Below are 24225 nucleotides of genomic sequence, written 5' to 3' on the forward strand. Positions count from 1 at the left end.
TCCCCGGTGTGACGCGGAGCCCCCCGGCCGGTGGCGCGGGGGGCTCCGTCGGTGGGCCGGTCGGTCAGGACGCGGCGCGGTAGGCGGTGGTGAGCGAGCGGAGCGCCTGGGTCAGGCGGCCCGCGGTGAGGTGCCGGTCGGCCGCCGCGAAGGGTGCGGAGACGGCGGGGGTGAGGTCCTGCCCGATGCGGTGCTGGGTGATGGCGCGGGCCGTGGCCTCGATCCGGTGAGCGGCGGGGGAGTCGGCGCGGCCCACGCGTTCGAGGGCCGAGGCGGCGAGGGTGAGGGTCTTGAGGGTGGCCAGGCCGCCCTGCGGGGCCCGGGCCGAGGTGGTCAGGCCCCAGCCGTAGGGGTACTGCGGGTCGTAGGTGGAGTCGCCCACGTTGATGGGCAGTTGGGACTCGGTACGCGGCCAGGTGACCGGGAGGCGGCCGGTGAAGGGCCGCTCGCCGTAGAGCACGTCGGCGACCCCGGTGCCCTCGGTGCCGGGGAGCCAGGAGGCGACGAGGGCGTCGATGGCGTCGAGCCGGTCCCCGATGAGCTGCGGTCGTCCCGAGACGATGAGCACGGCGCACTCCATGGCGGCGCACACGGTGTCGACGGCCCGCTGGTCGGCGGCGGAGAGTTCCAGGTCGTGGCCGTTGCCGACGTCCCCCATGCCTTCGGCGTAGGGGGTCTCGCCCACGACGACGACGCCGACGTCGTGCCCGTCGGTGGGGGCCGAGGCGTCGGCGGAGTGGGTGAGGGCGGCGTCGGGGGCGACGGCGCGCAGCCCGTCGAGGATCGTCGTGCCCTCGGTGATGTCGCCCGAGGAGCCCTGCCAGCTGATGGTCCAGCCGCCGGCCTGGTTGCCGAGGTCGTCGGCGTTGGATCCGGCGACGTAGACCTTCTGGTCCCGGCGCAGGGGCAGGACGCCGTCGTTCTTCAGGAGCACCTGGGACGCCGCGACCGCCTCGCGGGCGACGGCGCGGTGTTCGGGCGAGCCGACGGCGTCGAGGTGGGTGGTGTCGGCGAACGGCTTCTCGAACAGGCCGAGGCGGAACTTCTGGGTGAGGATGCGGGCGACGGCGTCGTCGACGCGGGCCTCGGTGACGCGGCCCGCCTCGACCTCGGCGATGAGCGTGCTGCGGAAGTCGCGGTAGGCGGTCGGCACCATGACCATGTCGATGCCGGCGTTGACGGACGTGCGCACGTCGCTCGCGTAGTCGCCGGGGATCTGGTCGATGGCCTGCCAGTCGCTGATGACGAAGCCGGTGAAGCCCATGCGGTCCTTGAGGACGCCGTTGATCCGCTCGGCGTCGGCGTGCATCTTCACCGGCCCGGCGCCGTCGCCGATGACGTCCAGGGAGGAGTAGGAGGGCATGACGGTGCCGACGCCCCGGTCGACGGCGTCCTCGAAGGGCGCGAGGTGGACGGCCTCCAGTTCCTCGGGCGTCACGCGGGTGACGCCCTGGTCGATGGTGTAGTCGCCGGTCGTGGACGAGCCGTAGGTGGTGCCGCCGTCGCCGACGAAGTGCTTGGCGGTGGCGAGGACCTTGTCGTTGCGGGCCAGGTCGCTGCCGTCGGCGTCGCCCTGGAGCCCCTGGACGACGGTGTTCATGGCGGTCACGAGGTCGGGGTCCTCGCCGAAGGACTCGTAGGCGCGGCCCCAGCGTTCGTCGCGGCTGACGCACAGGCAGGGCGCGAAGTTCCACGGGACTCCGGTGGCGCGGACCTCGGTGGCGGTCACCTCTCCGGTGCGCCGGGCGAGCTCGGGGTCGCGGGTGGCGCCGAGGCCGATGTTGTGCGGCATGACGGTGGCGCCGACGACGTTGTTGTGCCCGTGCACGGCGTCGACGCCGTAGATCAGCGGGATCTGCAGGCGGCTCGCCCGCGTCCGGAGCTGGTAGTCGTCCGTCATCCGGGCCCAGGCCTCGGGGGTGTTGGGCGTCGGGACGGAGCCGCCCCCGGAGAGCAGGGAGCCCAGGTGGTGGGCGGCGATGTCGCCGGGTGCGCGCAGCGCGTTGCGTTCGGCCTGGGTCATCTGCCCGGCCTTCTCGTCCAGCGTCATCCGGTCGAGCAGGTCCGCCACGCGGTCCGCGACGGGGAGCGTGGCGTCGAGGTAGGGCAGCCCGTGGGCGTCGATGACCACGACGGGCGGCTCGGGGGGCGCGGTGGCGCCGGCGACGTCCAGGGTGACGGGCACGGTCTCGGCCGTCTCGTCGTCCTCGTCGCGCAGGGTGGTGACGGCGATCTCGCGGGTGGTGCCGGACGGCGTCCCGGCGGGGAAGGTGAGGGTGCCGGAGGCGGCGGTGTGGTCGGTGCCGGGGGTCGCGGTGCCGCCCTCGGTGGCGTAGTCGACCGTGACGGGCGCGGCCAGGGGCGCCGCGCCGGTGGTGGTGACGGTGACGCCGACCCGGGCGGTCTCGCCCTCCTGGACGGGATGGACGGCGGAGTCCAGGACGATCCGGGCGTCCGGGGCGGGATCGGCGGTGCCGTACAGCTCGACGCCGTCCATGGCGAACGTGCCGGGCGCGCCGGTCGGCAGGGTGACGGCGTAGCCCCACACGCGGTCCAGGCCGAGGACCTGGTCGATGCCGCCCACGGGCTGGTGGTCGGTGCGGTACTCGAACCGGGAGAAGGGCAGTTCGACCAGGTGCCAGCCCTGCTGGTCGTCGGTGAAGGACGTCGTCCACAGCTCGGACGCCTCGCCGTGCTCGCCGCCGTCCTTCAGTTCGACGTGGATCCGGTCGCCGGAGCCGGGCGGCTGGGGTTCGTCGTTCTGCCCGTACCACCACAAGCGCAGGCCCCGGTGGGCACTCCAGTCGTGCGGAGGTTCGGCCGAGGCGAAGTTGTGGCTGAAGCCGCCCCACGCGCTGATGTCGTAGTCGCCTTCGAGGACGTGCTCGCCCTCGGGGGCGTCGGCGCGTTCGGCGAGCCGGAGCTCCGGGTGGTCGTCGGCGTCGCCGCCCCAGGTGAACAGGCCGCCGGCGGGCGGTTCGGCGAAGGGCACCTCGCCCTCGAAGCGGTCGACGGGGACGGGATCGGGTCCGGCGGCCGCCGCCGGGTTCGTCCCGGCGGGGGAGAAGGGCAGCAGTCCGGTGAGGACGGCCGCGGAGGCGAGGAGGGCGAGGCCGCCCCGCCCTCTCCTTGTCGTAGGCATGACACGTTCCCTTTCGTCGAGGACGAGGGTCGTACGCACGGCCTGGAGTTAACTGGTCCGGTCCTGAGCCGTCAACACTTCACGTCAACACCGTCCCGACATCGGGAACCACCGGACTCACGCGCCGTGTGTGTTCACCACTTGAACGGGTGATCCGTCCTGGGCCGCTCGGACAGGCCAGAAAGTGGCCGGTCGGCCGCCCCGCAGCGGGGCGGCCGACCGGGGGTCAGCACGCGGTCAGGGCGCAGTCAGCACGCGGTCAGGACGGCGAGAGCAGGGCGCGCAGCTGGGCGACGGCCTCGCGCAGGGCGTCGGCGAAGGTCTCCATCGCGGCGGCGACCGGCCGGGGCGTGCTCAGGTAGACGTGGAAGCGGTCGGGGAGCAGCACGTACGCCACGCCGATGCACTGCGGGCTCGTCGAACCGAAGCCGAAGTACTGGATGTGGGTGGAGGGTGCGGAGCTGGTGCTCAGGTAGTCGGCGCGCATCGTCAGCCAGCCGGGTGAGCGGAACAGGGCGGGCTGCGGGCCGCCCCGGCGGCGCTGGATCAGCTCCAGCTCCCACAGGTGCTGCTCGGGCGCCTGGCCGGCCTGGCACTGCCGGGCCCGGGCCACGTGGGCCCCGGCGGCCGCGTGGAAGGCGGCGCGGCGGGTCTCCGCGTCGGCCCCCCGGTCCTCCATCGCGCTCACGAACCGCCGCATCTCCGGGGTGACGACGCGCATCGCCTCGGTGCGCCCGTAGCGGTACTGGCGGGTCGCGATCGACTCGTACGTCGCGCCCAGGTGCCCCTTCGCGCGCTGGTGCGCGAGCTGGTAGGCGCACTGGACGAAGGCGTCGGGGGAGACACCGAGGGCCTTGGCGGCGGTGCTGCCGAAGTCGTCGAACGCGACGGTGGCGGTGGCCGTGGCGGCGCCGTGCTCGGCGAAGGAGGCGGCGGCCCCGGTGACGCGGGCGCGCAGCGCGGCGTCCAGGGTGAAGTCGAGCGGTGCCACGGCGGGCAGGCCCTGCGACCGGGCCCCCAGCGCGCGGGCACGCTCCTCGGCGGGGCTCTCCAGCAGGGCGTCGACGAAGCCGAGGACGGTCGTGCCGTCCAGCTCGCAGTGCTCGACGTTGACGCCCGCGCGGCCGTCGGCGAACACCACCAGCGACACCGCCTTGTCGAACCAGCGGTTGCCCCGGTCACCGTGCAGCAGCTCGTCGCAGGCTGCCTTGGCCCCGGCGGGGGCGACGTCCTCCAGGCAGAGGCAGAACAGCGCGGTCTCGATGTCCTCCAGCGCCTCGGCGTTGCCCGGGTCGAGGGCCTGGAGGGAGGCCCGCGCGCTCGCCCACTCGGCCCGCGCCAGGGTGGTGAGATGGCCGACGGGGAAGGGCTCCGGGGCGGCGGCCGTCCGCATCACGTGCCGCAGTCCGGCTTCGAGGTCCGCCAGGCTGTGCGGGACGCCGTCGGGGCCGAGGACGTCCATGCGCACCAGGTGGCCCCGGTGCAGCACGACGATGTGGCGCGCGTCGGACGGCCCCGGCCACGCCTCGCTCCACGGGGCGCGGACGGTGTCCTGCTCGGCGCCGGGGATGCGGGTGGTGGAGAACAGGTAGGCGCCCTGGACCATGGACTGCGGCACGCCGCGCTGCGTCGCGGGCGGCACGAGGTCGTCGTCGAGCCGCCGCTTGTGGTCGAGGGCCGCTGCGACGAGGCCGGCGGCGCGCGGCACCTGGGCCGCTTCGGCGTCCTCGAACAGGAAGAAGAAGTTGGCGTTCAGCGCGATCCGGTCCCGGCGGCCGAGGTAGCGGTAGGGCCAGAACGTGTCGAGCCAGCTGTGCACGCCCTCGCTCGCGTCGTACGCGCTCAGGGCCGCGTGCAGCTCGGGGCCGGGGCCGCCCGGCCCCTGGAAGGCCGCCACCTCCGCCTCGGTGGCGGCCAGTTCCTCGTCGGTCAGCAGCGGTGCGCACCAGCTGAGGAAGCGCTCGCAGCTCTCCTCAAGGGTGGGCAGGGGGACGCGCGGCAGCTCGGCCTCGCGGGCGAAGACGCTCTTCAAGGACGCTCTCGTTTCGGTTCGTCGGGACGGGAGAGGAAAAGCTGTGCGGCGAACCAGCCGTCCGCTTCGAGGTCGCCGGGCGGCACGCCCGCGGCCGCCATGCCGGCCAGCACGCGGTCCTGCTCCTGCGGGGAGGCGAAGCGCCGCTGCGGGAAGAGGCCCTCGACGCGGGTGGTGCGGTAGCCGAGCTCGGCCAGGGCCCGCGCGATGGGGTCGAAGGGGAACATCCGCAGCACGAAGTGGGCCATCCACGGGCGGCGGCCGCCCTGCGCCGCGACGACGCGGGTGAGGGTGCGCTCGGTGACGTAGCCGAGGCAGCCGGTGGAGACGACCAGGTCGGTGCCCGCGAGGAGCTCCCGCTGCGCGGCCGTGGGTTCCTCCTGCTCCAGGTCGGCGTGGACGGCGTCGTCGAGGTGGCCGGCCCGCACCGCGTAGGACAGGGCTTCGGCGGAGGTGTCCAGCCCGACGACCCGGACGGGGGCCGGGCGCCGGGTGCGCGCCCGCGCGCGGTCCTCGGCCAGGAGTTCGGCGCGGGTGCGCCGGTCCTCGCCGCCGGGGGCGTAGTGCTCGTACAGCGCCTCCATCGTCGTGTCCTGCTTCAGCAGCGCGGCGTTGATGCCGTACGAGCAGCCGATGTCCAGCACCTGCGGTACCGCGACGCCGTGGGTGTCGCGGTACTCCCGGACCAGCTTGGCGAAGTAGGGCTTGGCGTGCTGCGGGACGGTGTAGCCGAGCGGGCGGAGCGCGGTGAAGTAGGGGCGCGGGTCGGGCTGGGTGTAGATGTGGTCGAGCGAGACTTTGCCGGTCGCGTCGAAACGCACAGGGACGGCCTCCGTGAGTGCGGTGGGTGTCAGTCGAGCAGCCGGTCGCCCCGGACGGCGCGGCCCTCGGCCGCCAGGTGTGCGGGCAGGACGCGGCCGAAGAGCTGCCGGGTGCGGGCGACGCTGCCGATCACCCCGGGGCGCTCGCTGTACGCGAAGATGGCCGAGTGCCGGGCGGTGTCGCCGCCCACGGGGCTGACCCGGTGGAGCGCGTAGCGCCCCTGGAAGAGCTGGAGGTCCCCGGGGTGCAGGGGGAGCCGGCGGACCAGCCGCTCACCCCGGCCGTCGAGGACGGCGCGCACGTCCTCGAAGCGCTCGTCCTCGGCGGATCGGATGCCCGGACAGTACTCGAAGACGCCGCCCGTCTGCGGCTCCTGGGTCAGCATGCTGACGGTGAACTCGTTGGTGTCGAAGTGCCAGGGGTGTTCCATGCCGGGCGCGATCACGTTGAGGACGAGTCCGGACAGCGGGTCGGCCAGCTCGTGCAGGGCGGGGAGCCCGAAGCAGGCGGCGACGAACCGCTGGAAGACGGGGTGGGAGTAGAGGCGGCTGATGAGGGCGTCCTCCGGTACGCGGTCCCGGGCGACGAAGGCGTTGCCCCGCCGGAACGTGCGGCGGCCGGGGTGCCCCTCGGGCAGTTCGGCGCCGACGTCGACGTTGTAGACGTTGACGGTCTCGACGTCGAAGTAGGCCTGTGGGGCCATGGCGGCGCCCTCACGCCGCAGCACCTCGCGCAGGTCGGGGCGGACGAAGTCGGGCAGGACGGTGCAGCCGTCCGTGGCCAGCTCCCGGCGCGCGCGGGCCAGGATCGCCCGGCCCGCGGCGTTCCCGAGGTCCGTCAGCGGGTACCGCGAGGTGTCGACGATGCCCTCGAGGGTGGCGGAGGTCGTGCCTTCCAGGGTGCTCATGCGGTCCTCTCCGGGCGCGGGCAGGGCGTCGCGAGCCGTTGGTCCGGCAACTGTACTGAGGGGTAATGGAGTTGAAGTTCCCACAGGCACGCGTGCTTGTCTGTGACACGTCACACTGTGCCGATGGCTTGCCTCCGCACGGTGAACCCCTCTCGCGGGCCGGAGTGCGCCGGGGCGGCTCCGGTACCGCCGGCGCCGTTCAGCGCGGGCCGTTGTCAGTGCCTTCTGCAAGGATGGCGGGCATCGCGACACCAACCGGAGATTCCGGGCGACGAGAGGGCGGGACGATGGCGGAGAACCCGACGAAGACCCGGGTCGGCGAGGACTTCCCCCGCCTGGCGGACCCCTTCCGGCGGGAGCTGCTGGCCCACTGCTACCGCATGCTGGGCTCCGTGCACGACGCCGAGGACCTCGTGCAGGAGACCTACCTGCGGGCCTGGCGCGCGTACGACCGCTTCGAGGGCCGCTCCTCGATGCGTACCTGGCTGCACCGGATCGCCACCAACACCTGCCTCGACGCCCTGGAGAGCCGCAGCAGGCGCCCGCTGCCCACCGGTCTGGGCGCGCCCAGCTCCGACCCCTCGGACGAGCTGGTCGAGCAGGGCGAGGTGCCGTGGCTGGAGCCCGTGCCCGACGCCCTGGTCGGTGCCGACGGCGCCGACCCGGCGGCCGTCGTCACCTCCCGGGAGAGCATCCGCCTGGCGTTCGTGGCCGCCCTGCAGCACCTGCCGGCCCGGCAGCGCGCCGTCCTGCTGCTGCGGGACGTCCTCAAGTGGCGGGCCGCCGAGGTCGCCGAGCTGCTGGAGACCTCGACGGCGTCGGTGAACAGCGCCCTGCAGCGCGCCCGCGCCCAGCTCAAGCAGGTCGCGCCCGCCGAGGACACGGTGACCGAGCCGAGTCAGGGGGAGCGGCGCGAGCTGCTGGAGCGCTACGTCGCCGCGTTCGAGGTGAAGGACGTCGCGGAGATCGTCAAGCTCCTCAGCCAGGAGGTCGTCTGGGAGATGCCGCCGTTCACCGGCTGGTACCAGGGGCAGGCCGCCGTCGGCGAGCTCATCGGAACCCGTTGCCCGGGCGGCCCCGGCGAGATGAGGCTCATCCCGGCCGGCTCCAACGGCCAGCCCGCCTTCGGCCTCTACATGCTGGCGGAGGACGGCACCTACCGGCCCTTCCACCTCCAGGTCCTCACGCTCTCGCAGGGCGGCGTCTCGCACGTCGCCGCCTTCTTCGACACGCGGCTGTTCGCCACCTTCGGCCTGCCGGAGTTCCTCCCGGCCGACCGAGGGTGACGCGGCCCGGCGCACGACACGCGACACACGACACAGGGAAGGCGACGGTGGACACGAAACTCCTGCGGCTGATCGGGGCCGCCACGACCGCGTACGGGCTGCTGCTCACCGCCCGCCCCCAGCTGCTGGCCCGGTCGGCCGGCCTGGTGGACGCCGAGGGGCGGACGGCGCCGCACACGGCGGTCTCGCTGCGCCCCCTGGTGTGGCGTGACGCCGCGAGCGGCCTGGCGATGCTCGCCGCCCGCGACGAGCGGACGCTGCGGACGGCCACGGCCCTGCGCGTCGCGGCGGACTTCGGGGACGCCGCGCTGCTCGGTGCCACGCTCCCGCGCGGGGGCAGGCGCTGGGCCGCCGTGGCCGTGTCGGTGGGCTGGGGCTCCCTCACGCTGGCCGCGCTGCTGCGCACCCCACGCGGGCGCTGAGCCCGCCGCCGACGCGGGGCGCGCCGCCGCTCGCCCGTCCGGCCCGGCACGATCCGGACCCGTCCGCCGGGCCCCGGGCACCGAATCACCGGTGTGGTCGTTGGTGGATACGCTGCACCGCGCAGCGCGCCCGCCCCGGACAGTTAGGCAGCCCACCGGTGGATCATCCTCGCTACGCGACCTCCGTACGCCCCGAGCGCCCCGGCGCCCTCGTACTGCTCCTGCACGGGGGGCGCTCGGACGCGCTGGAGCCGCCCCCGCGCTGGAACCTGCCCGGTCTGCGGATGCGGCCCTTCGCCCGGGCCGTCGCCCGGTCCTGCGCGGCCGAGCGGCCCGTCGTCGCGCGCGTGCGCTACCGCCACCGAGGCTGGAACGGCGAGCGGGCGGACGCCGCCCGGGACGCCGAGGTGGCGCTGGACGCCCTCCTGGAGGAGCTCGGGGACGTGCCGGTCGTGCTGGTGGGGCACTCCATGGGCGGCCGGGCCGCGCTGCGCGTCGGCGGCCACCCGCGGGTGCGCGGCGTCGTCGGGCTCGCTCCGTGGTGCCCGGCCGGTGAGCCCGTCGACCACCTCGCGGGGCGCAGCCTGGTCCTGCTGCACGACGAGAGCGACCGCATGACCGATCCCCGGGGCACCTGGAGCCTCGCCGCCCGGGCCCGCGCGGCCGGGGCCCGCGCCTGCGGCGTCGTCCTGGCGGGCAGCGACCACGCGATGCTGCGCCGCGCGGGGGACTGGCACGCCCTGACCGCCGCCGTGACCCGGGGGCTGCTCGATCCCGCCGCCATGCCGCCGAGGGTCGCGGCGGCGCTCGGCCCGCCCGCCGGAGCCCCGGCCACGCTGCTGACGCCCCGGGACGTCCTCACCGGCGCCCCGGCCCCCACGCCCGTCGGGGGCGCCGGGCGGGAGCGGGGCCGGGAGGGCTGAGCGTCCGGCGGTGGGCGTCCCGGTGCGCGGCGGCTCAGCGGGCCCGGCGCGCCGCCGACAGGAAGCTGCGGTTCATCGCGGCGATCGAGGGCAGCGGGATGCCCTTGGGGCAGGCCGTCGCGCACGCGCCGGTGTTGGTGCAGCCGCCGAAGCCCTCCGCGTCCATCGTTTCCACCATGGCCAGCACGCGCCGGTCCCCCTCCACCCGCCCCTGCGGCAACGCGCCCAGGTGCTCGGCCTTGGCGGCGGTGAACAGCATGGCGGAGCCGTTCGGGCACGCGGCCACGCAGGCGCCGCAGCCGATGCACGCGGCGTTCTCGAACGCCCGCTCGGCGTCCTCCTTGGGCACCGGCGTGGCGTGCGCCTCGGGGGCGCTGCCGGTGGGGGCGGTGACGTAGCCGCCGGAGGCGACGATGCGGTCGAGCGCCGAGCGGTCGACCATGAGGTCCTTGACGACGGGGAAGGCCGCCGCCCGCCACGGTTCGACGTCGATGGTGTCGCCGTCGGAGAAGTGCCGCATGTGGAGCTGGCAGGCCGTCGTGCGTTCCGGTCCGTGGGCCTGCCCGTTCACGACCACGCCGCAGGCCCCGCAGATGCCCTCCCGGCAGTCGTGGTCGAACGCCACGGGCTCCTCCCCGCGCAGGGTCAGCTCCTCGTTGAGGACGTCGAGCACTTCGAGGAAGGACATGTCGGGGGAGACGTCGGCGACCTCGTAGCGGGCCATCCGGCCGGGGGTGTCCGGGCCGGCCTGTCGCCAGACGCGCAGGGTGAGCCTCATGCGTAGCTCCGTCGGGTGGGGTGGACGTGGTCGAAGGCCAGCTGCTCGCGGTGGAGCACGGGTGGCCGGCCGGTGCCGGTGAACTCCCACGCGGCGACGTAGGAGAACTCCTCGTCCCGGCGGGCGGCCTCGCCGTCCTCGGTCCGGCTCTCCGTGCGGAAGTGGCCGCCGCAGGACTCGGCGCGGTGCAGGGCGTCCAGGCACATCAGCTCGGCCAGCTCCAGGTGGTCGGCGATGCGTCCGGCCCGCTCCAGCGACTGGTTGACCTCGGTGCCGCTGCCCGGTACCCGCACGCGGCGCCAGAACTCCTCGCGCAGCTCCGGGATGCGGGTGAGGGCGTGCCGCAGCCCGTCCGCGTCCCGGGCCATGCCGCACCGGTCCCACAGCAGGGCGCCGAGTTCGCGGTGGAAGGAGTCGGCGGTGCGGTCGCCGTTGTTGGACAGCAGCGCGTACTGCCGGTCGGTGACGGCGAACATGGCCTCCCGCACGGCCGGGTGGTCCTCGTCCACCTGCCACGCCGCGCCGCGCGGCAGCCGCGCCAGGTAGTCGCCGAGGACGGGTGGCAGGACGAAGTAGCCGTCGGCCAGCCCCTGCATGAGCGCGGAGGCCCCGAGCCGGTTCGCTCCGTGGTCGGAGAAGTTGGCCTCGCCGATGGCGAACAGGCCGGGGACGGTGGTCTGGAGGTCGTAGTCCACCCACAGACCGCCCATCGTGTAGTGGATGGCCGGGTAGATGCGCATCGGCACCTCGTACGGGTTCTCGCCGGTGATGCGCTCGTACATCTCGAAGAGGTTCCCGTACCGCTCCTCGATCGCCGCGCGGCCGAGCCGCGCGAGTGCGTCGGCGAAGTCCAGGTACACGCCCTGGCCGCCGGGGCCCACGCCCCGGCCGTCGTCGCACACGTTCTTCGCCGCCCGGGAGGCGATGTCGCGCGGGACGAGGTTGCCGAAGGCCGGGTAGAGGCGCTCCAGGTAGTAGTCGCGCTCGTCCTCGGGGATCTCGTGCGCCGGGCGGGCGTCGCCCGGCGTCACCGGCACCCAGATGCGGCCGTCGTTGCGCAGCGACTCGCTCATCAGCGTCAGCTTCGCCTGGTGCTCGCCGGAGCGCGGGATGCAGGTGGGGTGGATCTGGGTGAAGCAGGGGTTCGCGAAGTGCGCGCCGCGCCGGTGGGCCCGCCAGATGGCGGTGGCGTTGGAGTTCTTGGCGTTGGTGGAGAGGTAGAAGACGTTGCCGTAGCCGCCGGTGGCGAGGACGACGGCGTCGGCGAGGTAGGTGTCGATCCGTCCGTTCACGAGGTCGCGGGTGATGATGCCGCGCGCCCGGCCGTCGATGACGACGAGGTCCAGCATCTCCGTGCGCGCGTGCATGGTCACGGTGCCGGCCGCGATCTGCCGGGACAGCGCCTGGTAGGCGCCGAGCAGGAGCTGCTGGCCGGTCTGGCCCCGGGCGTAGAAGGTGCGCGAGACCTGCGCGCCGCCGAAGGAGCGGGTGTCGAGCAGCCCGCCGTACTCGCGGGCGAAGGGCACGCCCTGGGCGACGCACTGGTCGATGATCTCCGCCGAGACCTGCGCCAGCCGGTGGACGTTGGACTCGCGGGCGCGGAAGTCGCCGCCCTTGACGGTGTCGTGGAAGAGCCGCCGTACGGAGTCGCCGTCGTTGCGGTAGTTCTTGGCGGCGTTGATGCCGCCCTGCGCGGCGATGGAGTGGGCGCGGCGCGGGGAGTCCTGGAAGCAGAACTGCTCGACGCGGTAGCCCTGCTCGGCCAGGGTCGCGCCGGCCGCGCTGCCCGCCAGGCCGGTGCCGACGACGATGACGGTGTGCCGCCGTCGGGCGGCCGGGCTCACCAGCCGCGCCTCGAAGCGGCGCCGGTCCCAGCGTTCGGCGAGCGGCCCGTCGGGCACGGCGGTGTCGCGCAGCGGCGCACCGACGCGGTAGGCGGCCTGCTCGGGGGGTGCGGGCGTGGACGTCATCTCAGTTCACCACTCCGGTCATGACGGCGAGGGGGACGGCGAGGAATCCGGCGGTCAGGGTGAGGGCGAGCGTCTCCGAGGCGACGCGCACGGCGTGCTGGGAGCGGCGGCCGACGGCGCCGAGTGTGCGTCCGGCGCTGAGCAGGCCGTGCCGCACGTGCAGCCCCACGGCGAGCATGGCCACGCAGTAGATCGTGTTGCCGTACCAGGTGCTGAACGTGGCGACGACGTTCCCGTACGGGTTGCCGGCCTCGCCGCGCGGGTTCACCGTGCCCGTCGTGAGGTCGAGGATGTGCCAGACCACGAACAGCGCGAGGATCACGCCGCCCCAGCGCATCGTGCGGGTGGCGTAGTCGCGGCGGGCGTCCCGGTGCACGTAGGCGACCGGACGGGCCGCCCGGTCGAGCCGGGTCAGCTGGTACGCCGCCAGGCCGTGCAGCACGACGGACGCCAGCAGGCCCGCCCGGGCGAACCACAGGAACCACTCGTAGCGCAGGAAGGGTTCGCCGATGGTACGCAGCCAGTGCGCGTACCCGTTGAAGTCCCCGGGGCCGAAGAAGATCTTGAGGTTGCCCAGCATGTGCACGACCAGATACAGCAGCATCGCCACGCCGGTCACGGCCATGACGGCCTTCTTGCCCACGGTCGTGCGCCAGATCAGCGTCACGGTGGAGGGACGGGTGTCGGTCCTCGTCGCCGGTGCCATGCCGATGACGCTAGAAGCGCCGACCGTGATCCGTCCAAGACATGAACCAGCTCATAACGATAGGCATGGCCTATGACACCTCCTAGCATGGGCGCATGCAGCTCCAGCAGCTCCGCTACTTCGCCGCCGTGGCCGACACCCGGCACTTCACCCGCGCCGCCCAGCGCGAGCACGTCGCCCAGCCCTCGCTCTCCCAGCAGATCCGCGCACTGGAGCGGGAGCTGGGCACGGAGCTGTTCCACCGGGCGCGCGGGCACGTGACCCTCACCGACGCCGGGGAGGCGCTGCTGCCCCTGGCCCGCCGCATCCTCGCCGACACGGAGACCGCACGCCGGGAGGTGCAGGAGGTCGCCCTGCTGCGGCGCGGCCGGGTCCGGCTCGGCGCGCCGCCCAGCCTGTGCGCCAGCGTCGTGCCGGACGTGCTGCGCGTCTTCCACGACCGCTACCCGGGCGTGGAACTCCTCGTGCACGAGGGCGGCTCGCGCGATCTGGTCGCCGTGCTGGCCGCCGGGGAGCTGGACCTGGCCCTCGTCATCACCCCGCTGCCCGGCCAGGCGCCCGCCCTCGTCACGGCGGAGCTGCTGCGGGAGGAACTGGTCGTCGTGTCGGCCCCGGCCGGGCCCGCGCCCACCACCGGGAAGCGGCTGCACGTCGCCGAGTTGCGGGACCGGCCGCTGGTGATGTTCCGGCACGGCTACGACCTGCGGGAGCTGACGCTCTCCGCGTGCCGCGCGGCCGGATTCGAGCCCCGGTTCAGCGTGGAGGGCGGCGAGATGGACGCCGTGCTCGGCTTCGTCCGCGCCGGGCTCGGGCTCGCCGTCGTGCCGCGCATGGTGGCCGACCGCTCGGGGCTGCGGACGACGCCGCTGGCCCCGCCGGGACTGCACCGCACGGTCTCGGTGGCGCACCGCGCGGACGTCTCCCCGCCCCGGGCGGCGCGGGAGCTGCGGCGCATCCTCGCCGACCACCTCGCCGACCACCTCGCCGGGCCCCCTCCCGGCGCCCCCGGGGTCAGCCCCCGGCCGGACCCGGAGGGCTGACGCCACCGGCGCGGGACGGGGCCCCGGCGCGCCGCACGGCGTACGCCGCGAGGTAGCCGAACGCGTTGAGCGCGGTGTGTGTCAGGGCCGGGGCCAGCAGGCTGCCGCTGCGCCGCCGCAGCAGCCCGAACAACGCGCCCCCGGCGGCGGTGACCACGACGTTGCCCGCCGCCGTGGCGGCCCGGCCGGGGCGTGCGCCGCCCCCGGAAGCACGGGCCAGGGCCGGGTTCGCCTCGACCAGTGCGGCGGACGGCAGGACGTGCCACAGCCCGAACAGGACGGCCGCGACGGCGTCCGCACCCGCCGGGCCGCACCGTTCCCGCAGCAGGGCGGGCAGTACGGCCCGGAAGCCGGTCTCCTCCAGCAGGACGGTGCCGAGCGGAACGTCGACGCAGGCCTGGCGCAGCGCGCCGGGGAACGTCCGGGCGGCCCTGCGGTCCGCGAACAGCGCGCGCGTCACCGGCAGCGCCGCGCCGACGGCGTAGCCGACGCCCACGGCGGCGGCGGGCGCGCCCCCGAGCCGCGCGCCCGCCCGCAGCCGGGACGGCGCGAGGCCGAGGTCGTCGCGGCCCAGCCCCGCCGCGCGGGCGACGCCGAGCAGCGCGGCCGTCGCCGTGACCGAGACGCCGGGGACGGCGCGCGGGGGTGACCGGATGCCGAGCCACTGGGCCGCGCCGAGGATGCCGAGTGCCGCTCCCACCGCCGGGATGGTCCGCAGAGCCATGCGGGAGAGCCTACGGCGGTCGGTCCCCCGCCCGCCGGTCCGGACAGGCGGCGGCGCCGCTCCGCATCGGGCTGGAGAGGGGAGCGGCGCCGCCGGTGAGGGACCTCCTGTCCGCCTTGGAGGGATGGGTGAACGTTCGCGAAGAGACGGGCCGCCGTCCCGCTCCGTGCGGGACGGCTCCGGCTAGCCGTTCGCCCGCTTGACGCGCATCGCCGTCGCGGCGCAGGCCAGCCCCAGGAGGAAGGCGATACCGCCGACGATGACCTGGTTCAGGATGACGCCCGCGTCCGGGCTGGTTCCGACCACCCACGGTGAGATGACGAGCCATGCGCCGACGGCGCAGATGGCCCAGCTCAGGCCGTACATCCGGGCCGGTGCCATGGTGAAGCCGAGGGCCATCAGCCCGAGGGCGATACCGATGATGAGGTTGTGGGTCGTCAGCGACGCCTGGTTGCCGGAGAAGTGCACGACCCAGGGGGACACGGCGCAGTACAGACCGAGCAGGAAGACCGGCCCGTCCACCAGCGCCACGTCCTTGCCACCGAGCACGCGGTCGTAGCGTTCCCGCATTTCGGTGGCGTCGGGGTGACCGGCCAGGTCACCCCGCCGGTGTGAGACTGAGGCCATTTCGACTCGCCCCCTTCAGAGCTTGGATACGCAAGCCTTGGCCGCGCTTTCATTGTGCGCCTGACAAGACCAGATCGATACTTTTCCGGTGAAACCGTGACCTACCTGCTGGTAGCCTCGCGCGTCGTTCCGATCCTGTCCGGCCGGTGCGGGGAGCGGGCGTCGGCGCCGTAGATTGGTCCGCATGGAGATCTGGATCAACCCCTCCTGCTCGAAGTGCCGCGGCGCCCTCACCGAGCTGGACGCGGCCGGAGCCGGATACACGGTCCGCCGGTACCTGGAGGACCCGCCGAGCGAGGCCGAACTGGAGGCCGTCCTCGCCCGACTCGGCCTCGAACCGTGGGACATCACCCGCGTCCAGGAGCCGGTGGCGCGGGACCTGGGGCTGCGGGACTGGCCGCGCGACGCGGAGACCCGGCCGAAGTGGACGGCGGCGCTGGCCGCCCACCCGCGCCTGATCCAGCGGCCGATCATCACGGCCGACGACGGCACCGCCCTCGTGGCCCGCACCGACGACGCCGTGCGGGAGGCCCTGCGCCGCCGGGCGTGAGCCCCGGCCGCGTCACGCCGTCAGCAGCACGCCCCCGTACGACAGCCCCGCGACGACGACCCAGGCGGCCGCCCCCAGGGCGGCCATGCGGCGTCCCGTTCCGGTCAGCGTGGGCAGGAAGACGCCGCTGCCGAGGCCGAACAGCGCGGCGGCGAGCAGGACCTCGCGGACCGTGGCGGCGCCGTCCAGCAGGCCCGCCGGGAGGACGCCGGTGGTGCGCAGGGCGGCGGCGGCGAGGAATCCGGCGACGAACAGCGGCAGCAGCGGCGGACGCCGCACCCCCGCCGCACGGCCGGTGCGGTGTCGCGCCACCACGCCGGCCAGCACCGCGACCAGCGGGGCGAGCAGGACGACGCGCAGGAGCTTCACCAGCACGGCCTCGCCCAGGGCCGCCGACCCGGCGGTCTGCGCCGTCGCCACGACCTGCCCCACGTCGTGGACGCCGGCCCCCACCCAGCGCCCGAACTCCGCGTCGCTCAGCCCCAGCGGCTGGTGCAGCAGCGGCAGGACGGCGATGGCCAGCGTCCCGCACAGCGTCACCAGCGCGACGGAGGCCGCGACGTCCCGCTCGTCGCTGCGTCGGACCTCGCTCACGGCCCCGATCGCGGACGCGCCGCAGATCGCGTAGCCGGTCGCCACGAGCAGCGGCTGATCGCCTGTCAGCCCCAGTCTGCGCCCCAGCCAGAGAGTGCCGAAGAAGGTCGCGACGACCACGCCGAGCACCATCGTGGCCGTCCCCCAGCCCAGCTCCAGCACCTGGCCGAGGCTCAGTTCGAGGCCGAGGAGCACGATGCCGACCCGCATGAGGCGCCGCCCGGCCAGCGAGAGCCCGCGCCGCCCCCGGCCTCGCACGAAGCGGCCCACACGCGGCAGGTGGGCGACGGCCACGCCGAGGACGATCGCGGCGGTGAGCACGGGCACCGCCGGCACCAGCAGATGCACGCCCCACGCGGCGGTGACGCCCGCCGCGACGAGGGCGAGCCCCGGCAGCGGCCCGGCCGCGCGCTCCGGCCCGCCCGCCTTCCCCCGGACGCCTCGCCCCGCGCCGTGCCCCGCGCCGCGCCGAACGGCCCACCGGGCGCCGCGCGGCGCGTCGGCGCGGGCGGCCGGTGCCGCCATCAGCGGTCGGCGGGGACGTCGTAGACGCGCCGGACGCTGGTGCCCAGCCGGGAGATGTCGGCGCCGTAGACGTGCAGGGATATCGCGGTGTCCGCGCACCCGTTCCACACCCGGTGGATGTCGCCGGGAGGGGCGAAGCCGCACACGGCGCCGCGCGGGTTCACCACCTCCTCGGTGGCGACGAGACGGGCCCGGCCGCCGTTCGTCGTCGCGGGCACGAGCCGGTAGCGGCGTTCCCGCTCCTCGCCCTCGTGGACACCGGTCACGCACCAGGAGACGTGGTCGTGCACCGACGTGCGCTGCCCGGGGAGCCACACCAGCGCCACGACGGAGAACCCGCCGCCCGGCTCGGCGTGCAGGAGGTGCTGGCGGTAGTGCTCGGGGTCGCCCTCGCGCTGCTGCGGCGTGAGCAGGTCACCGGCGCCCAGGTGGGGGCCGAGCCGCTCGCCCACGAGGTAGGCGGTGATGTCGGGCGGCAGGCCCCGGCCGACGACGTCGCGGATCTCGTCGACCAGACCGGTGAGACGGTCGGTGGTGCGGGTTCCGAAGGCGGTGGAGTCGGTTGAGGGGGTCATGACCGCAGCGTCCCGCCACCCGGTCATCACGTCCAACGAGGGTTCTTTCGCGTTCCCCCAATCCCCGCTTATGGAACGAGGGAGGGTCAGCAACCGACCCGGTTCGCCGCCACGGATCTCAGCTCGTCAAGCACGAGCGCCGTGGCCGGCACCTCCAGGTGCTCGCGCAGCACATAAGCGGATATCTGGCGTCGCGAAGCGGGGTCCATGGCCCGGCCGACGACCTTGCGGTGCACCAGGAACGACAGCACGAGCCCCGGCATCATCGCGATGCCCAGCCCCTCGGCGACCAGGCTCTGCACCACCAGGTTGTCGTCCGTGGTGAAGACGATGTCGGGGGCGAAGCCCAACTCGGCGCACTCGTGAAGGAAGTTGGTCCGGCAGCGCAGACAGCCCGCGATCCAGCGCTCGTCCGCCAGCTCCGCGAGCCTCACCGCCCGGCGGCGGGCCATGGCGTGCCCGGCGGGCAGCAGGACCGTCAACTGGTCCTCCAGCAGCGGGATCTCCACCAGCTCCGGCGGCACCTCCTCGTGCAGCCCGGGATAGGTGAAGGCCAGCGCGATGTCGCACGCGCCCCGCACCACGCGGTGCAGGGAGTCCGGCGGTTCGCTCTCCTGGAGCTCGACGCGGACCCCGGCGCGGCCCGCCGTCAGCCGCGCCAGCGCCTCCGGGACGAGGGTCGCCCCCGCGCTGGGGAACGCGCACACCCGCACCCGCCCGGTCCGCAGCCCTTGCAGCGCCCGCATCTGCTGGTGCGCGACGGCCATCGTGTCCAGGATGACGCCCGCGTGCCGCGCCAGCGTCTCCCCGGCCTCGGTGAGCCGCATGCGCCGACCGACCCGGACGAACAGCGGTGCGCCGACGGCCCGTTCGAGCGCCTTGATCTGCTGGGTGATCGCGGGCTGGGTGTAGCCGAGCGCCCGGGCGGCGGCGGTGTACGACCCGGTCCGCACGACCTCGTGGAAGGTCTTGATGTGCCGCGATTCGAACATGCCCGAACGATAATCGGGCCCGGCCCCCCACCGCAGGGGGCGTCGTCAGCCGCGCGGCAGGACGGTGCCGAGGACCTGGGGGAGGGGCGTCCAGTCGGAGCTGACGACGGTGGCGTGGGCGCGCGCCAGCTCGCTCACGCGCTCCCGCGCCTCGGCCTCCGTCGGGTTGCGGGCGTCGACGGCGGGCGGGACGGCGTGGGCGTCGGTCATGACCAGCAGGTAGCCCCGGTCGGCGTACCAGCCGGTGTCGATCGCGCCGGCGGCGTACGCGGAGGCGTCCCCGTCGAACACGACGAACCAGGGCCGCAGCCCCGCGTCCGCGTAACGGGCCCTCGGGTCGCCGGGCTCCGCCCGCAGCACCGCCGGGAACGCGACGGCGCGCTCGATCGTGCCCGCCGCCGCCAGGGCCCGCAGGTGCCGGGCGTACTCGACGTCGGTCCACAGCGAGTCGAACGGGTTGCCCTGCTCGACCGTCCCCGGTATGAGGTGGATCAGGAACTTCCCGGCCAGTGCCTCCCGCGTGGGCCACCCGCCCGCGCGGGCGGCGTCGTCCAGCGTGGCGTGCGCGCCCAGCAGGTCGGCGGGCCGGAAGAGGGCGTCGCCCAGCTCGCGTTGCACCAGGGCGTCGAACGCGGCGGGACCGCGTCCGCCGGTGCCGTTGAAGCCGTCCTTCAGCTCGATCTTCAGCAGGACCGGACGGTGGCCGGGGTCGGCGTCGTGCCAGGCGCGCAGGTCCGCGAGGCAGCCGGCGAGGTCCTGGTTGCGGCTCCCGGTCCGCAGTTCGGCGGCGGTGGTGGCGTCGACGCAGTTGTTCTCGTTCCACAGCGGGGTGTTGTGGGCCACCCGCCAGCCGACGCCGAAGCCGTTGGTCCACACGTCGAGTTCGAGCATCGCCGCGCCCGAGTCGAGGGCGTCGGCGAGGTAGGAGTAGCGGCTCTGCTCGTAGGCGTTGTGCACGCCCACGCCGGTGCTCTGGGCGTAGGACAGGGAGCCGGCGTCGGACGTGCGGGGGTCGGCGTGGGCCGGAACGGCGACGGCGGCGGCCAGGAGGGCCGCCGCGGCCAGGGACGAGGACATGCGCACGGGGAGCCGCCTTCGCTGGTGGGGGAGACCAAGTCAGCGCAAGGCTAAGGCAGTTACCCATCAGTTGGGCAGAGGTCGGGTGGCCGGGGAGTGACGGCCCCGGGCCGTCGCGCCGGGCCGCCGCCCCGGTGCGGCGGCCCGGTGACGGCCCCCGGCCCCCGGCTACGCGGCGGCCGCGCCGGCCGGGGCGGCCGGGCTGCGGACACCGAAGTCCCGGCACACGGCGTCCGCCGCCCGGGCGGCCGACCGCAGCGCACCCTGCGGCGTCCCGACGTCACGGTGGTCGCCGCACACGTACAGCCCCGTGAGCACCCGGACCGCGCGGTGGGCGTCGTGCGGCGCGGGCACGGCGGGTGCCGCGTGCGCCCGGTGGTGGGCGCCCACCAGCTCCCAGGCGTCGGCGTCCACGCCGTGCAGCGCGCTCAGTTGACGGCGCGCCGCCTTGTCCAGCACGCCCGGCGGGTCGGCCGCCTCACGGCCCAGCACCACGGACGTCACCAGGGTGCGGCCGGGCAGCGCGCGGGAGGGGTCGACGGCGGAGGCCACCACGGAGTGCGCCACGGGGCCGCGCCGGTCGGCGTCGAGGACGAGGGCCCCGCCGACGCCGGGCGGGGCGGCGTCGGCGGCGTGGTGCAGCACGGTGACGGGGTGGAAGTCCGGTACCCGCAGCCCCGGCAGCAGCCGCGCGGCGTCGGGGGCGCCGGTGGCGATGACGACGGCGCGGCAGCCGAGCGTGCCGTGGTCCGCCGTCTCGACCGCGTTCGCCGAGACGGCGACGGCCCGCACCCCGGTGCGCACGGTGCCGCGCGGCAGCCCGGCCGCCAGCAGCCGGGGCACGGCCGCCGCACCGCCCGCCGGCAGGCACAGCCCGGCCCGCGCGAACGAGCGCAGCGCCAGGTCGACGACCCGGCTGGACGTCGTGAGCTCCGGGTCGCACAGCAGGGCGCCGACCAGCGGGCGCAGCATGGCCTCGACCACGCGCGCGGGCACGCCGCGCGCGGCCAGGGCCTGCCCGGCGGGCAGGTCGGCGCGGGCCAGGAGCCGCGCGGGCGGCGTGGTGGCCAGCCGGGCGAGCTGGTTCCGCAGCCGGGCGGCGTCCAGCGCACTGGTGAGGGCGCGCGCCGGGTGGCGTGCGCCTCCTGTGCTTCCGACGCCCGGCACGGTAGCGGCCGTCCCCGGCACGGGCCGGACGGCGCGGGCCCCGCTGATCCGCGCCGTGCGCTCGGTGCTGCGGATCACCACGCCGGGGGCCAGCGGCCGCAGCGCCAGCGCCTCCAGTCCCGGCGTCCCGGTTAGCTCGGGCCAGTCCGCGCAGAGGAACCGTCCGCCGTGGTCGAGCAGGAAGCCGTCCACCTCGTCGGTCGCCAGCCGTCCGCCGATCCCCGCGGCGGCCTCCAGCACGGTGACGGTGAGCCCGGCTCTCACCAGCCTGCGGGCCACCGCGAGCCCGGCGAGCCCGGCTCCTATGACGATGACGTCCGCGACGTCCGCGACGTCCGCGCCGTCCGTGCGACGTGTGCGTGCAGCGCTGAGCACGTGCCCTCCCCGGGGTCGGGAACCGTTGTGCGGCGGTGTGACGGTCGCGCTGTCCGGCTCATGCCCCCTGCGGGGCTCCGCCAAAGCTCCAGCGCCGTTCGACCCTACGGACCTACGGGATGCGGCGGACACGCGCATGGACAGGGCACGGGCGCACAGCGGTCGCACGGGTGGGCCGCACCGGCCCACGGCACGCGTCGGGGGCGGGGTCTCAGCTGCGGAACCGGGCCCAGAGCTGGGGGAAGCGCTCCGCCAGGACCCGGTCGTCCTCGAAGTTCAGCGGGGTGCCCTCCGGCTCGCGCGGCGGGTCGGGCAGGCCCAGCTCGGGCACTTCGGTGCCCAGGAGCTCCTCGTACGCCTCGTCCGCCGCGAAGCCCAGCTCCTCGGCGTCGCCGTCGACCTCGGGGTCGAAGTCCTCCAGCAGCTCGGCCAGGGCGTCGGGGTCGCGGTGCAGCGCGCCTTCGAAGACCTTGCGGCCCTGCCCGATCAGCCAGCAGCGGAACGCGTCGAAGACGTCGTCGCTCGCGCCGTCCAGCAGGACCCAGGCGGCGCCCCACACGTCCCACCGGTACGCCCGCCGGTACCGGGCCTCGAAGTGCCGTGCGAAGTCGGTGACGGTCTCCGGATCGAGCTCCGTCAGCCGCTCGACCAGCAGCTCCGCCTGTTCGTCCGGGTCGCCCTCGGCCGCCGTGCGGGCGCCGTCGATCAGCTCCCAGAACTCGTCCTCGTGCATCGTCACCCGACCAGCATCAGCCCCGGGACGTCCGGCCGCACGCGCAGTCCCCCGGCTGGCCGAAGGTCTCCCGGAAAACACGGGAATCGCGACAGTGGATGGCTCCTTTCGGTGCGAACGTGTGCGCTGAAGCCGACGTAAGGAGCGAATCGGGCATGACGGAACACAGCACCACCCCGCAGCGGAACGCCGACGGGTCGAAACCGCCGCAGGACGCCGACCGGCCGCTGCGGGGACGGGTCGCCCTCGTCGCGGGCGCGACGCGCGGGGCCGGCCGGGCCACCGCCGTCGAGCTGGGCCGGGCCGGGGCCACGGTCTACGCGACCGGCCGCACGACGCGCCGGCACGTGAGCGAGGTCGGACGGGCCACGGAGACGATCGAGGAGACGGCCGAGCTGGTCACCGCCGCCGGCGGTACGGGCATCGCCGTTCCCACCGACCACCTGGACCCCGCCCAGGTCGAGGCCACCGTCGCCAGGATCGAGCGGGAGCGGGGCCGGCTCGACGTCCTCGTCAACGACATCTGGGGCGGCGACCACCTCATCGGCTGGGGCCGGCCGATGTGGGAGCACGACCTGCGCGACGGGCTGCGGGCGCTGCGGCTGGGCGTCGAGACCCACCTCGTCACCAGCCACTACGCGATCCCGCTCCTCATCCGTGAGCCCGGCGGCCTCGTCGTGGAGGTCACGGACGGCACCGCCGAGTACAACCGCCGCTACCGCGAGCCCCTCTACTACGACCTGGCCAAGAGCGCGCCGCTGCGCATCGCCCACGGCCTGGCCCGGGAGCTGCCCGCCCACGGCGCGACGGCCGTGGTGGTCACCCCCGGCTGGCTGCGCTCGGAGACCATGCTCGACACCCACTTCAAGGTGACCGAGGACAGCTGGCGCGAGGGCGCGCGGCAGAATCCGGACTTCGCCGTCTCCGAGACACCGCGCTACCTGGCCCGAGGTCTCGCGGCGCTCGCCGCCGACCCGGACCGGGCCCGCTTCAACGGCCGGTCCCTCTCCAGCGCCTCGCTGGCCCGGGAGTACGGCGTGACCGACACGGACGGCTCACAGCCGGACGCGTGGGCCTACCTGCTCGACCTGCACGCGCACGAGGAGGCCGGGGACGCGGCCGGGCCGCGCCCGGACCCGGAGAAGTACCGCTAGTCAGGGGCCCGCCCGCCGCACGTCGGTGTAGAGCGCCGCCATGCGGCGGGCGGCCTCCGCGAAACGTTCCCGCAGGGCGTCCGGGGCCAGGACCTCCACCTCGGGGCCGAGCGTGAACAGCTCCCCGAACGCCACGTCCAGCGACTCGACGGGCAGCGTGACCGTCACGACGTTCCGCCCGCCCCGCTCCGTGCGCTCCCCGGCGGCGAGCGCCTCGTCGGCCGCCGTCCGGTCGCTGTGCACGTACCGCAGCCGCTGCGCCCCGGACTCCGTCAGCCGCACGACGACCTCCTCGCGCAGCAGCGAGCGGGCGAACGCCGACGCCCGCCGGGCCCAGAACGCGGGCAGTTCGAAGCCCTCCTCCCGACCGAACCGCTCCTCCTCCGCCACGACCGAGACCAGCCGGTCCACCCGGTACACGCGGAAGGCCCCCTCCCCGGGCGGCTCCGTGTCGGGGGCCGGCACGCGGGCCGCGAGGTACCAGACGCCGGCCTTCAGCACGAGCCCGTACGGCTCCAGCGTCCGCAGCACCGTCGTGTCCCGCCGCCGGTAGCGGACCGTCACCCGCCGGTCGTCCCAGACGGCGTCGGCGAGCCGGGGGAGCAGCTGAGGCGCCGTCGGCTCCTGCCACCAGCCCGGCGCGTCGAGGTGGAAGCGCTGGGCGACGCTGCGCCGGGCGTCGCCCAGGTGCGGGTCGAGCGCGGCGAGCACCTTCAGCTCCGCGGCCGACGCCGCGTCCGCCAGGCCGAGGTCGCGCAGGGCGCTCGGCACGCCGGAGAGGAACAGCGCCTCCGCCTCGTCCCGTCCCAGCCCCGTCAGCCGGGTGCGGTATCCGCCGATCAGGCGGTAGCCGCCCGCCCGGCCCCGGTCGGCGTAGACCGGCACCCCGGCCTCCGAGAGCGCCGCGACGTCCCGCACGACCGTGCGCCGTGACACCTCCAGTTCGGCGGCCAGTTCGGCGGCCGTCATCGCCCGCCGGTTCTGAAGGAGCAGTACCAGTCTGATGAGTCGTGCGGCCCGCATAACCGGGCATTGTGCCGGTCCGTCAGCGGCGGGCGCGCGGGCGGGCGTACGGCACGCGTGTCCGCGGGCGGCGGTCACAGG

General features: G+C 75.0%; 22 protein-coding genes. 6 read left to right on the forward strand and 16 right to left on the reverse strand.

Annotated elements, in window-relative coordinates:
* Positions 1-64: 64 nt before the first annotated feature.
* The 4 genes from V6D49_RS21295 to V6D49_RS21310 form a co-directional block, all read right to left on the reverse strand.
* Positions 65-3142, reverse strand: coding sequence for a glycoside hydrolase family 3 N-terminal domain-containing protein (locus V6D49_RS21295; protein ID WP_340561997.1), 3078 nt, complete (start codon positions 3140-3142; stop codon positions 65-67).
* A gap of 259 nt (positions 3143-3401) precedes the next feature.
* On the reverse strand, positions 3402-5174 hold the full coding sequence (locus V6D49_RS21300; protein WP_340561999.1) for a choline/carnitine O-acyltransferase: 1773 nt from the start codon (positions 5172-5174) through the stop codon (positions 3402-3404).
* Positions 5171-5995 carry a class I SAM-dependent methyltransferase gene (locus tag V6D49_RS21305; protein WP_340562001.1) on the reverse strand — a complete coding sequence of 275 codons (825 nt, stop codon included), beginning with the start codon at positions 5993-5995 and terminating at the stop codon, positions 5171-5173. The genes V6D49_RS21300 and V6D49_RS21305 overlap by 4 nt, the downstream gene beginning before the upstream one ends.
* Positions 5996-6024: 29 nt before the next feature.
* Positions 6025-6903, reverse strand: a complete 879-nt coding sequence (locus V6D49_RS21310; RefSeq protein ID WP_340562003.1) for a HalD/BesD family halogenase — start codon at positions 6901-6903, stop codon at positions 6025-6027.
* Between the two features lie 287 nt (positions 6904-7190).
* On the opposite strand from V6D49_RS21310, the gene V6D49_RS21315 reads away from it, so the two are divergent.
* From V6D49_RS21315 to V6D49_RS21325, 3 genes are all read left to right on the forward strand, one after another.
* The gene (locus V6D49_RS21315; protein ID WP_340562005.1) at positions 7191-8189 is read left to right on the forward strand and encodes a sigma-70 family RNA polymerase sigma factor; all 999 of its coding nucleotides are present in this window, start codon (positions 7191-7193) and stop codon (positions 8187-8189) included.
* Between the two features lie 47 nt (positions 8190-8236).
* Positions 8237-8611 (forward strand): hypothetical protein, encoded by a 375-nt coding sequence (locus V6D49_RS21320; RefSeq protein ID WP_340562007.1) that lies wholly within the window; start codon positions 8237-8239, stop codon positions 8609-8611.
* A 158-nt stretch (positions 8612-8769) separates the two neighbouring features.
* Positions 8770-9534 (forward strand): alpha/beta hydrolase, encoded by a 765-nt coding sequence (locus V6D49_RS21325; RefSeq protein WP_340562009.1) that lies wholly within the window; start codon positions 8770-8772, stop codon positions 9532-9534.
* A 34-nt stretch (positions 9535-9568) separates the two neighbouring features.
* Here the strand turns inward: V6D49_RS21325 and V6D49_RS21330 are convergent, their stop codons facing one another.
* From V6D49_RS21330 to V6D49_RS21340, 3 genes are read right to left on the reverse strand one after another with little or no spacing between them, the layout of a single operon-like run.
* On the reverse strand, positions 9569-10312 hold the full coding sequence (locus tag V6D49_RS21330) for a succinate dehydrogenase/fumarate reductase iron-sulfur subunit (RefSeq protein WP_340562011.1): 744 nt from the start codon (positions 10310-10312) through the stop codon (positions 9569-9571).
* Positions 10309-12282 carry a fumarate reductase/succinate dehydrogenase flavoprotein subunit gene (locus V6D49_RS21335; protein ID WP_340562013.1) on the reverse strand — a complete coding sequence of 658 codons (1974 nt, stop codon included), beginning with the start codon at positions 12280-12282 and terminating at the stop codon, positions 10309-10311. The genes V6D49_RS21330 and V6D49_RS21335 overlap by 4 nt, the downstream gene beginning before the upstream one ends.
* 1 nt (position 12283) lies before the next feature.
* Positions 12284-12988: a succinate dehydrogenase cytochrome b subunit gene (locus tag V6D49_RS21340; protein WP_340562014.1), complete on the reverse strand. Its 705-nt coding sequence runs from the start codon at positions 12986-12988 to the stop codon at positions 12284-12286.
* A gap of 95 nt (positions 12989-13083) precedes the next feature.
* Here V6D49_RS21340 and V6D49_RS21345 point away from each other — a divergent pair, with 95 nt between their 5' ends.
* Positions 13084-14028 carry a LysR family transcriptional regulator gene (locus V6D49_RS21345; protein ID WP_340562015.1) on the forward strand — a complete coding sequence of 315 codons (945 nt, stop codon included), beginning with the start codon at positions 13084-13086 and terminating at the stop codon, positions 14026-14028.
* On the opposite strand, the gene V6D49_RS21350 is transcribed toward V6D49_RS21345, so the two are convergent.
* Both V6D49_RS21350 and V6D49_RS21355 read right to left on the reverse strand, forming a co-directional pair.
* Entirely contained in the window at positions 14000-14752 is a 753-nt protein-coding gene (locus V6D49_RS21350) for a CPBP family intramembrane glutamic endopeptidase (RefSeq protein ID WP_340562017.1), read from the reverse strand. The two genes, V6D49_RS21345 and V6D49_RS21350, sit on opposite strands and share 29 nt — an antisense overlap.
* Before the next feature lie 183 nt (positions 14753-14935).
* Positions 14936-15379 carry an SPW repeat protein gene (locus V6D49_RS21355; protein WP_340562019.1) on the reverse strand — a complete coding sequence of 148 codons (444 nt, stop codon included), beginning with the start codon at positions 15377-15379 and terminating at the stop codon, positions 14936-14938.
* A 184-nt stretch (positions 15380-15563) separates the two neighbouring features.
* Between V6D49_RS21355 and V6D49_RS21360 the strand changes: the two genes are divergently transcribed.
* Positions 15564-15929 (forward strand): ArsC/Spx/MgsR family protein, encoded by a 366-nt coding sequence (locus V6D49_RS21360; RefSeq protein WP_340562021.1) that lies wholly within the window; start codon positions 15564-15566, stop codon positions 15927-15929.
* A 12-nt stretch (positions 15930-15941) separates the two neighbouring features.
* Here V6D49_RS21360 and V6D49_RS21365 read toward each other — a convergent pair whose 3' ends face one another.
* The 6 genes from V6D49_RS21365 to V6D49_RS21390 form a co-directional block, all read right to left on the reverse strand.
* Entirely contained in the window at positions 15942-17048 is a 1107-nt protein-coding gene (locus tag V6D49_RS21365; RefSeq protein ID WP_340562022.1) for a YeiH family protein, read from the reverse strand.
* Positions 17048-17623: a cysteine dioxygenase family protein gene (locus V6D49_RS21370; RefSeq protein ID WP_340562024.1), complete on the reverse strand. Its 576-nt coding sequence runs from the start codon at positions 17621-17623 to the stop codon at positions 17048-17050. The genes V6D49_RS21365 and V6D49_RS21370 overlap by 1 nt, the downstream gene beginning before the upstream one ends.
* Before the next feature lie 86 nt (positions 17624-17709).
* Positions 17710-18615 (reverse strand): LysR family transcriptional regulator, encoded by a 906-nt coding sequence (locus V6D49_RS21375; RefSeq protein ID WP_340562025.1) that lies wholly within the window; start codon positions 18613-18615, stop codon positions 17710-17712.
* A 45-nt stretch (positions 18616-18660) separates the two neighbouring features.
* Positions 18661-19692, reverse strand: coding sequence for a phosphatidylinositol-specific phospholipase C domain-containing protein (locus V6D49_RS21380; protein WP_340564194.1), 1032 nt, complete (start codon positions 19690-19692; stop codon positions 18661-18663).
* 168 nt (positions 19693-19860) lie between these two features.
* Positions 19861-21234 carry an NAD(P)/FAD-dependent oxidoreductase gene (locus tag V6D49_RS21385; protein ID WP_340562027.1) on the reverse strand — a complete coding sequence of 458 codons (1374 nt, stop codon included), beginning with the start codon at positions 21232-21234 and terminating at the stop codon, positions 19861-19863.
* Positions 21235-21445: 211 nt separating this feature from the next.
* The gene (locus tag V6D49_RS21390) at positions 21446-21967 is read right to left on the reverse strand and encodes a DUF4240 domain-containing protein (RefSeq protein WP_340564196.1); all 522 of its coding nucleotides are present in this window, start codon (positions 21965-21967) and stop codon (positions 21446-21448) included.
* Between the two features lie 155 nt (positions 21968-22122).
* On the opposite strand from V6D49_RS21390, the gene V6D49_RS21395 reads away from it, so the two are divergent.
* On the forward strand, positions 22123-23121 hold the full coding sequence (locus V6D49_RS21395; RefSeq protein WP_340562029.1) for an SDR family oxidoreductase: 999 nt from the start codon (positions 22123-22125) through the stop codon (positions 23119-23121).
* On the opposite strand, the gene V6D49_RS21400 is transcribed toward V6D49_RS21395, so the two are convergent.
* The gene (locus tag V6D49_RS21400) at positions 23122-24144 is read right to left on the reverse strand and encodes a helix-turn-helix transcriptional regulator (RefSeq protein ID WP_340562030.1); all 1023 of its coding nucleotides are present in this window, start codon (positions 24142-24144) and stop codon (positions 23122-23124) included.
* Positions 24145-24225 lie beyond the last annotated feature (81 nt).

Source organism: Streptomyces sp. GSL17-111, assembly GCF_037911585.1.
GTDB lineage: Bacteria > Actinomycetota > Actinomycetes > Streptomycetales > Streptomycetaceae > Streptomyces.

Coding starts and splice junctions, on each gene's coding strand:
- V6D49_RS21295 (WP_340561997.1), bottom strand. CDS start 3,142: ATGCCTACGACAAGGAGAGGGCGGGGCGGCCTCGCCCTCCTCGCCTCC.
- V6D49_RS21310 (WP_340562003.1), bottom strand. CDS start 6,903: ATGAGCACCCTGGAAGGCACGACCTCCGCCACCCTCGAGGGCATCGTC.
- V6D49_RS21315 (WP_340562005.1), top strand. CDS start 7,191: ATGGCGGAGAACCCGACGAAGACCCGGGTCGGCGAGGACTTCCCCCGC.
- V6D49_RS21330 (WP_340562011.1), bottom strand. CDS start 10,312: ATGAGGCTCACCCTGCGCGTCTGGCGACAGGCCGGCCCGGACACCCCC.
- V6D49_RS21335 (WP_340562013.1), bottom strand. CDS start 12,282: ATGACGTCCACGCCCGCACCCCCCGAGCAGGCCGCCTACCGCGTCGGT.
- V6D49_RS21340 (WP_340562014.1), bottom strand. CDS start 12,988: ATGGCACCGGCGACGAGGACCGACACCCGTCCCTCCACCGTGACGCTG.
- V6D49_RS21345 (WP_340562015.1), top strand. CDS start 13,084: ATGCAGCTCCAGCAGCTCCGCTACTTCGCCGCCGTGGCCGACACCCGG.
- V6D49_RS21350 (WP_340562017.1), bottom strand. CDS start 14,752: ATGGCTCTGCGGACCATCCCGGCGGTGGGAGCGGCACTCGGCATCCTC.
- V6D49_RS21355 (WP_340562019.1), bottom strand. CDS start 15,379: ATGGCCTCAGTCTCACACCGGCGGGGTGACCTGGCCGGTCACCCCGAC.
- V6D49_RS21360 (WP_340562021.1), top strand. CDS start 15,564: ATGGAGATCTGGATCAACCCCTCCTGCTCGAAGTGCCGCGGCGCCCTC.
- V6D49_RS21365 (WP_340562022.1), bottom strand. CDS start 17,048: ATGGCGGCACCGGCCGCCCGCGCCGACGCGCCGCGCGGCGCCCGGTGG.
- V6D49_RS21370 (WP_340562024.1), bottom strand. CDS start 17,623: ATGACCCCCTCAACCGACTCCACCGCCTTCGGAACCCGCACCACCGAC.
- V6D49_RS21375 (WP_340562025.1), bottom strand. CDS start 18,615: ATGTTCGAATCGCGGCACATCAAGACCTTCCACGAGGTCGTGCGGACC.
- V6D49_RS21380 (WP_340564194.1), bottom strand. CDS start 19,692: ATGTCCTCGTCCCTGGCCGCGGCGGCCCTCCTGGCCGCCGCCGTCGCC.
- V6D49_RS21390 (WP_340564196.1), bottom strand. CDS start 21,967: ATGCACGAGGACGAGTTCTGGGAGCTGATCGACGGCGCCCGCACGGCG.
- V6D49_RS21395 (WP_340562029.1), top strand. CDS start 22,123: ATGACGGAACACAGCACCACCCCGCAGCGGAACGCCGACGGGTCGAAA.
- V6D49_RS21400 (WP_340562030.1), bottom strand. CDS start 24,144: ATGCGGGCCGCACGACTCATCAGACTGGTACTGCTCCTTCAGAACCGG.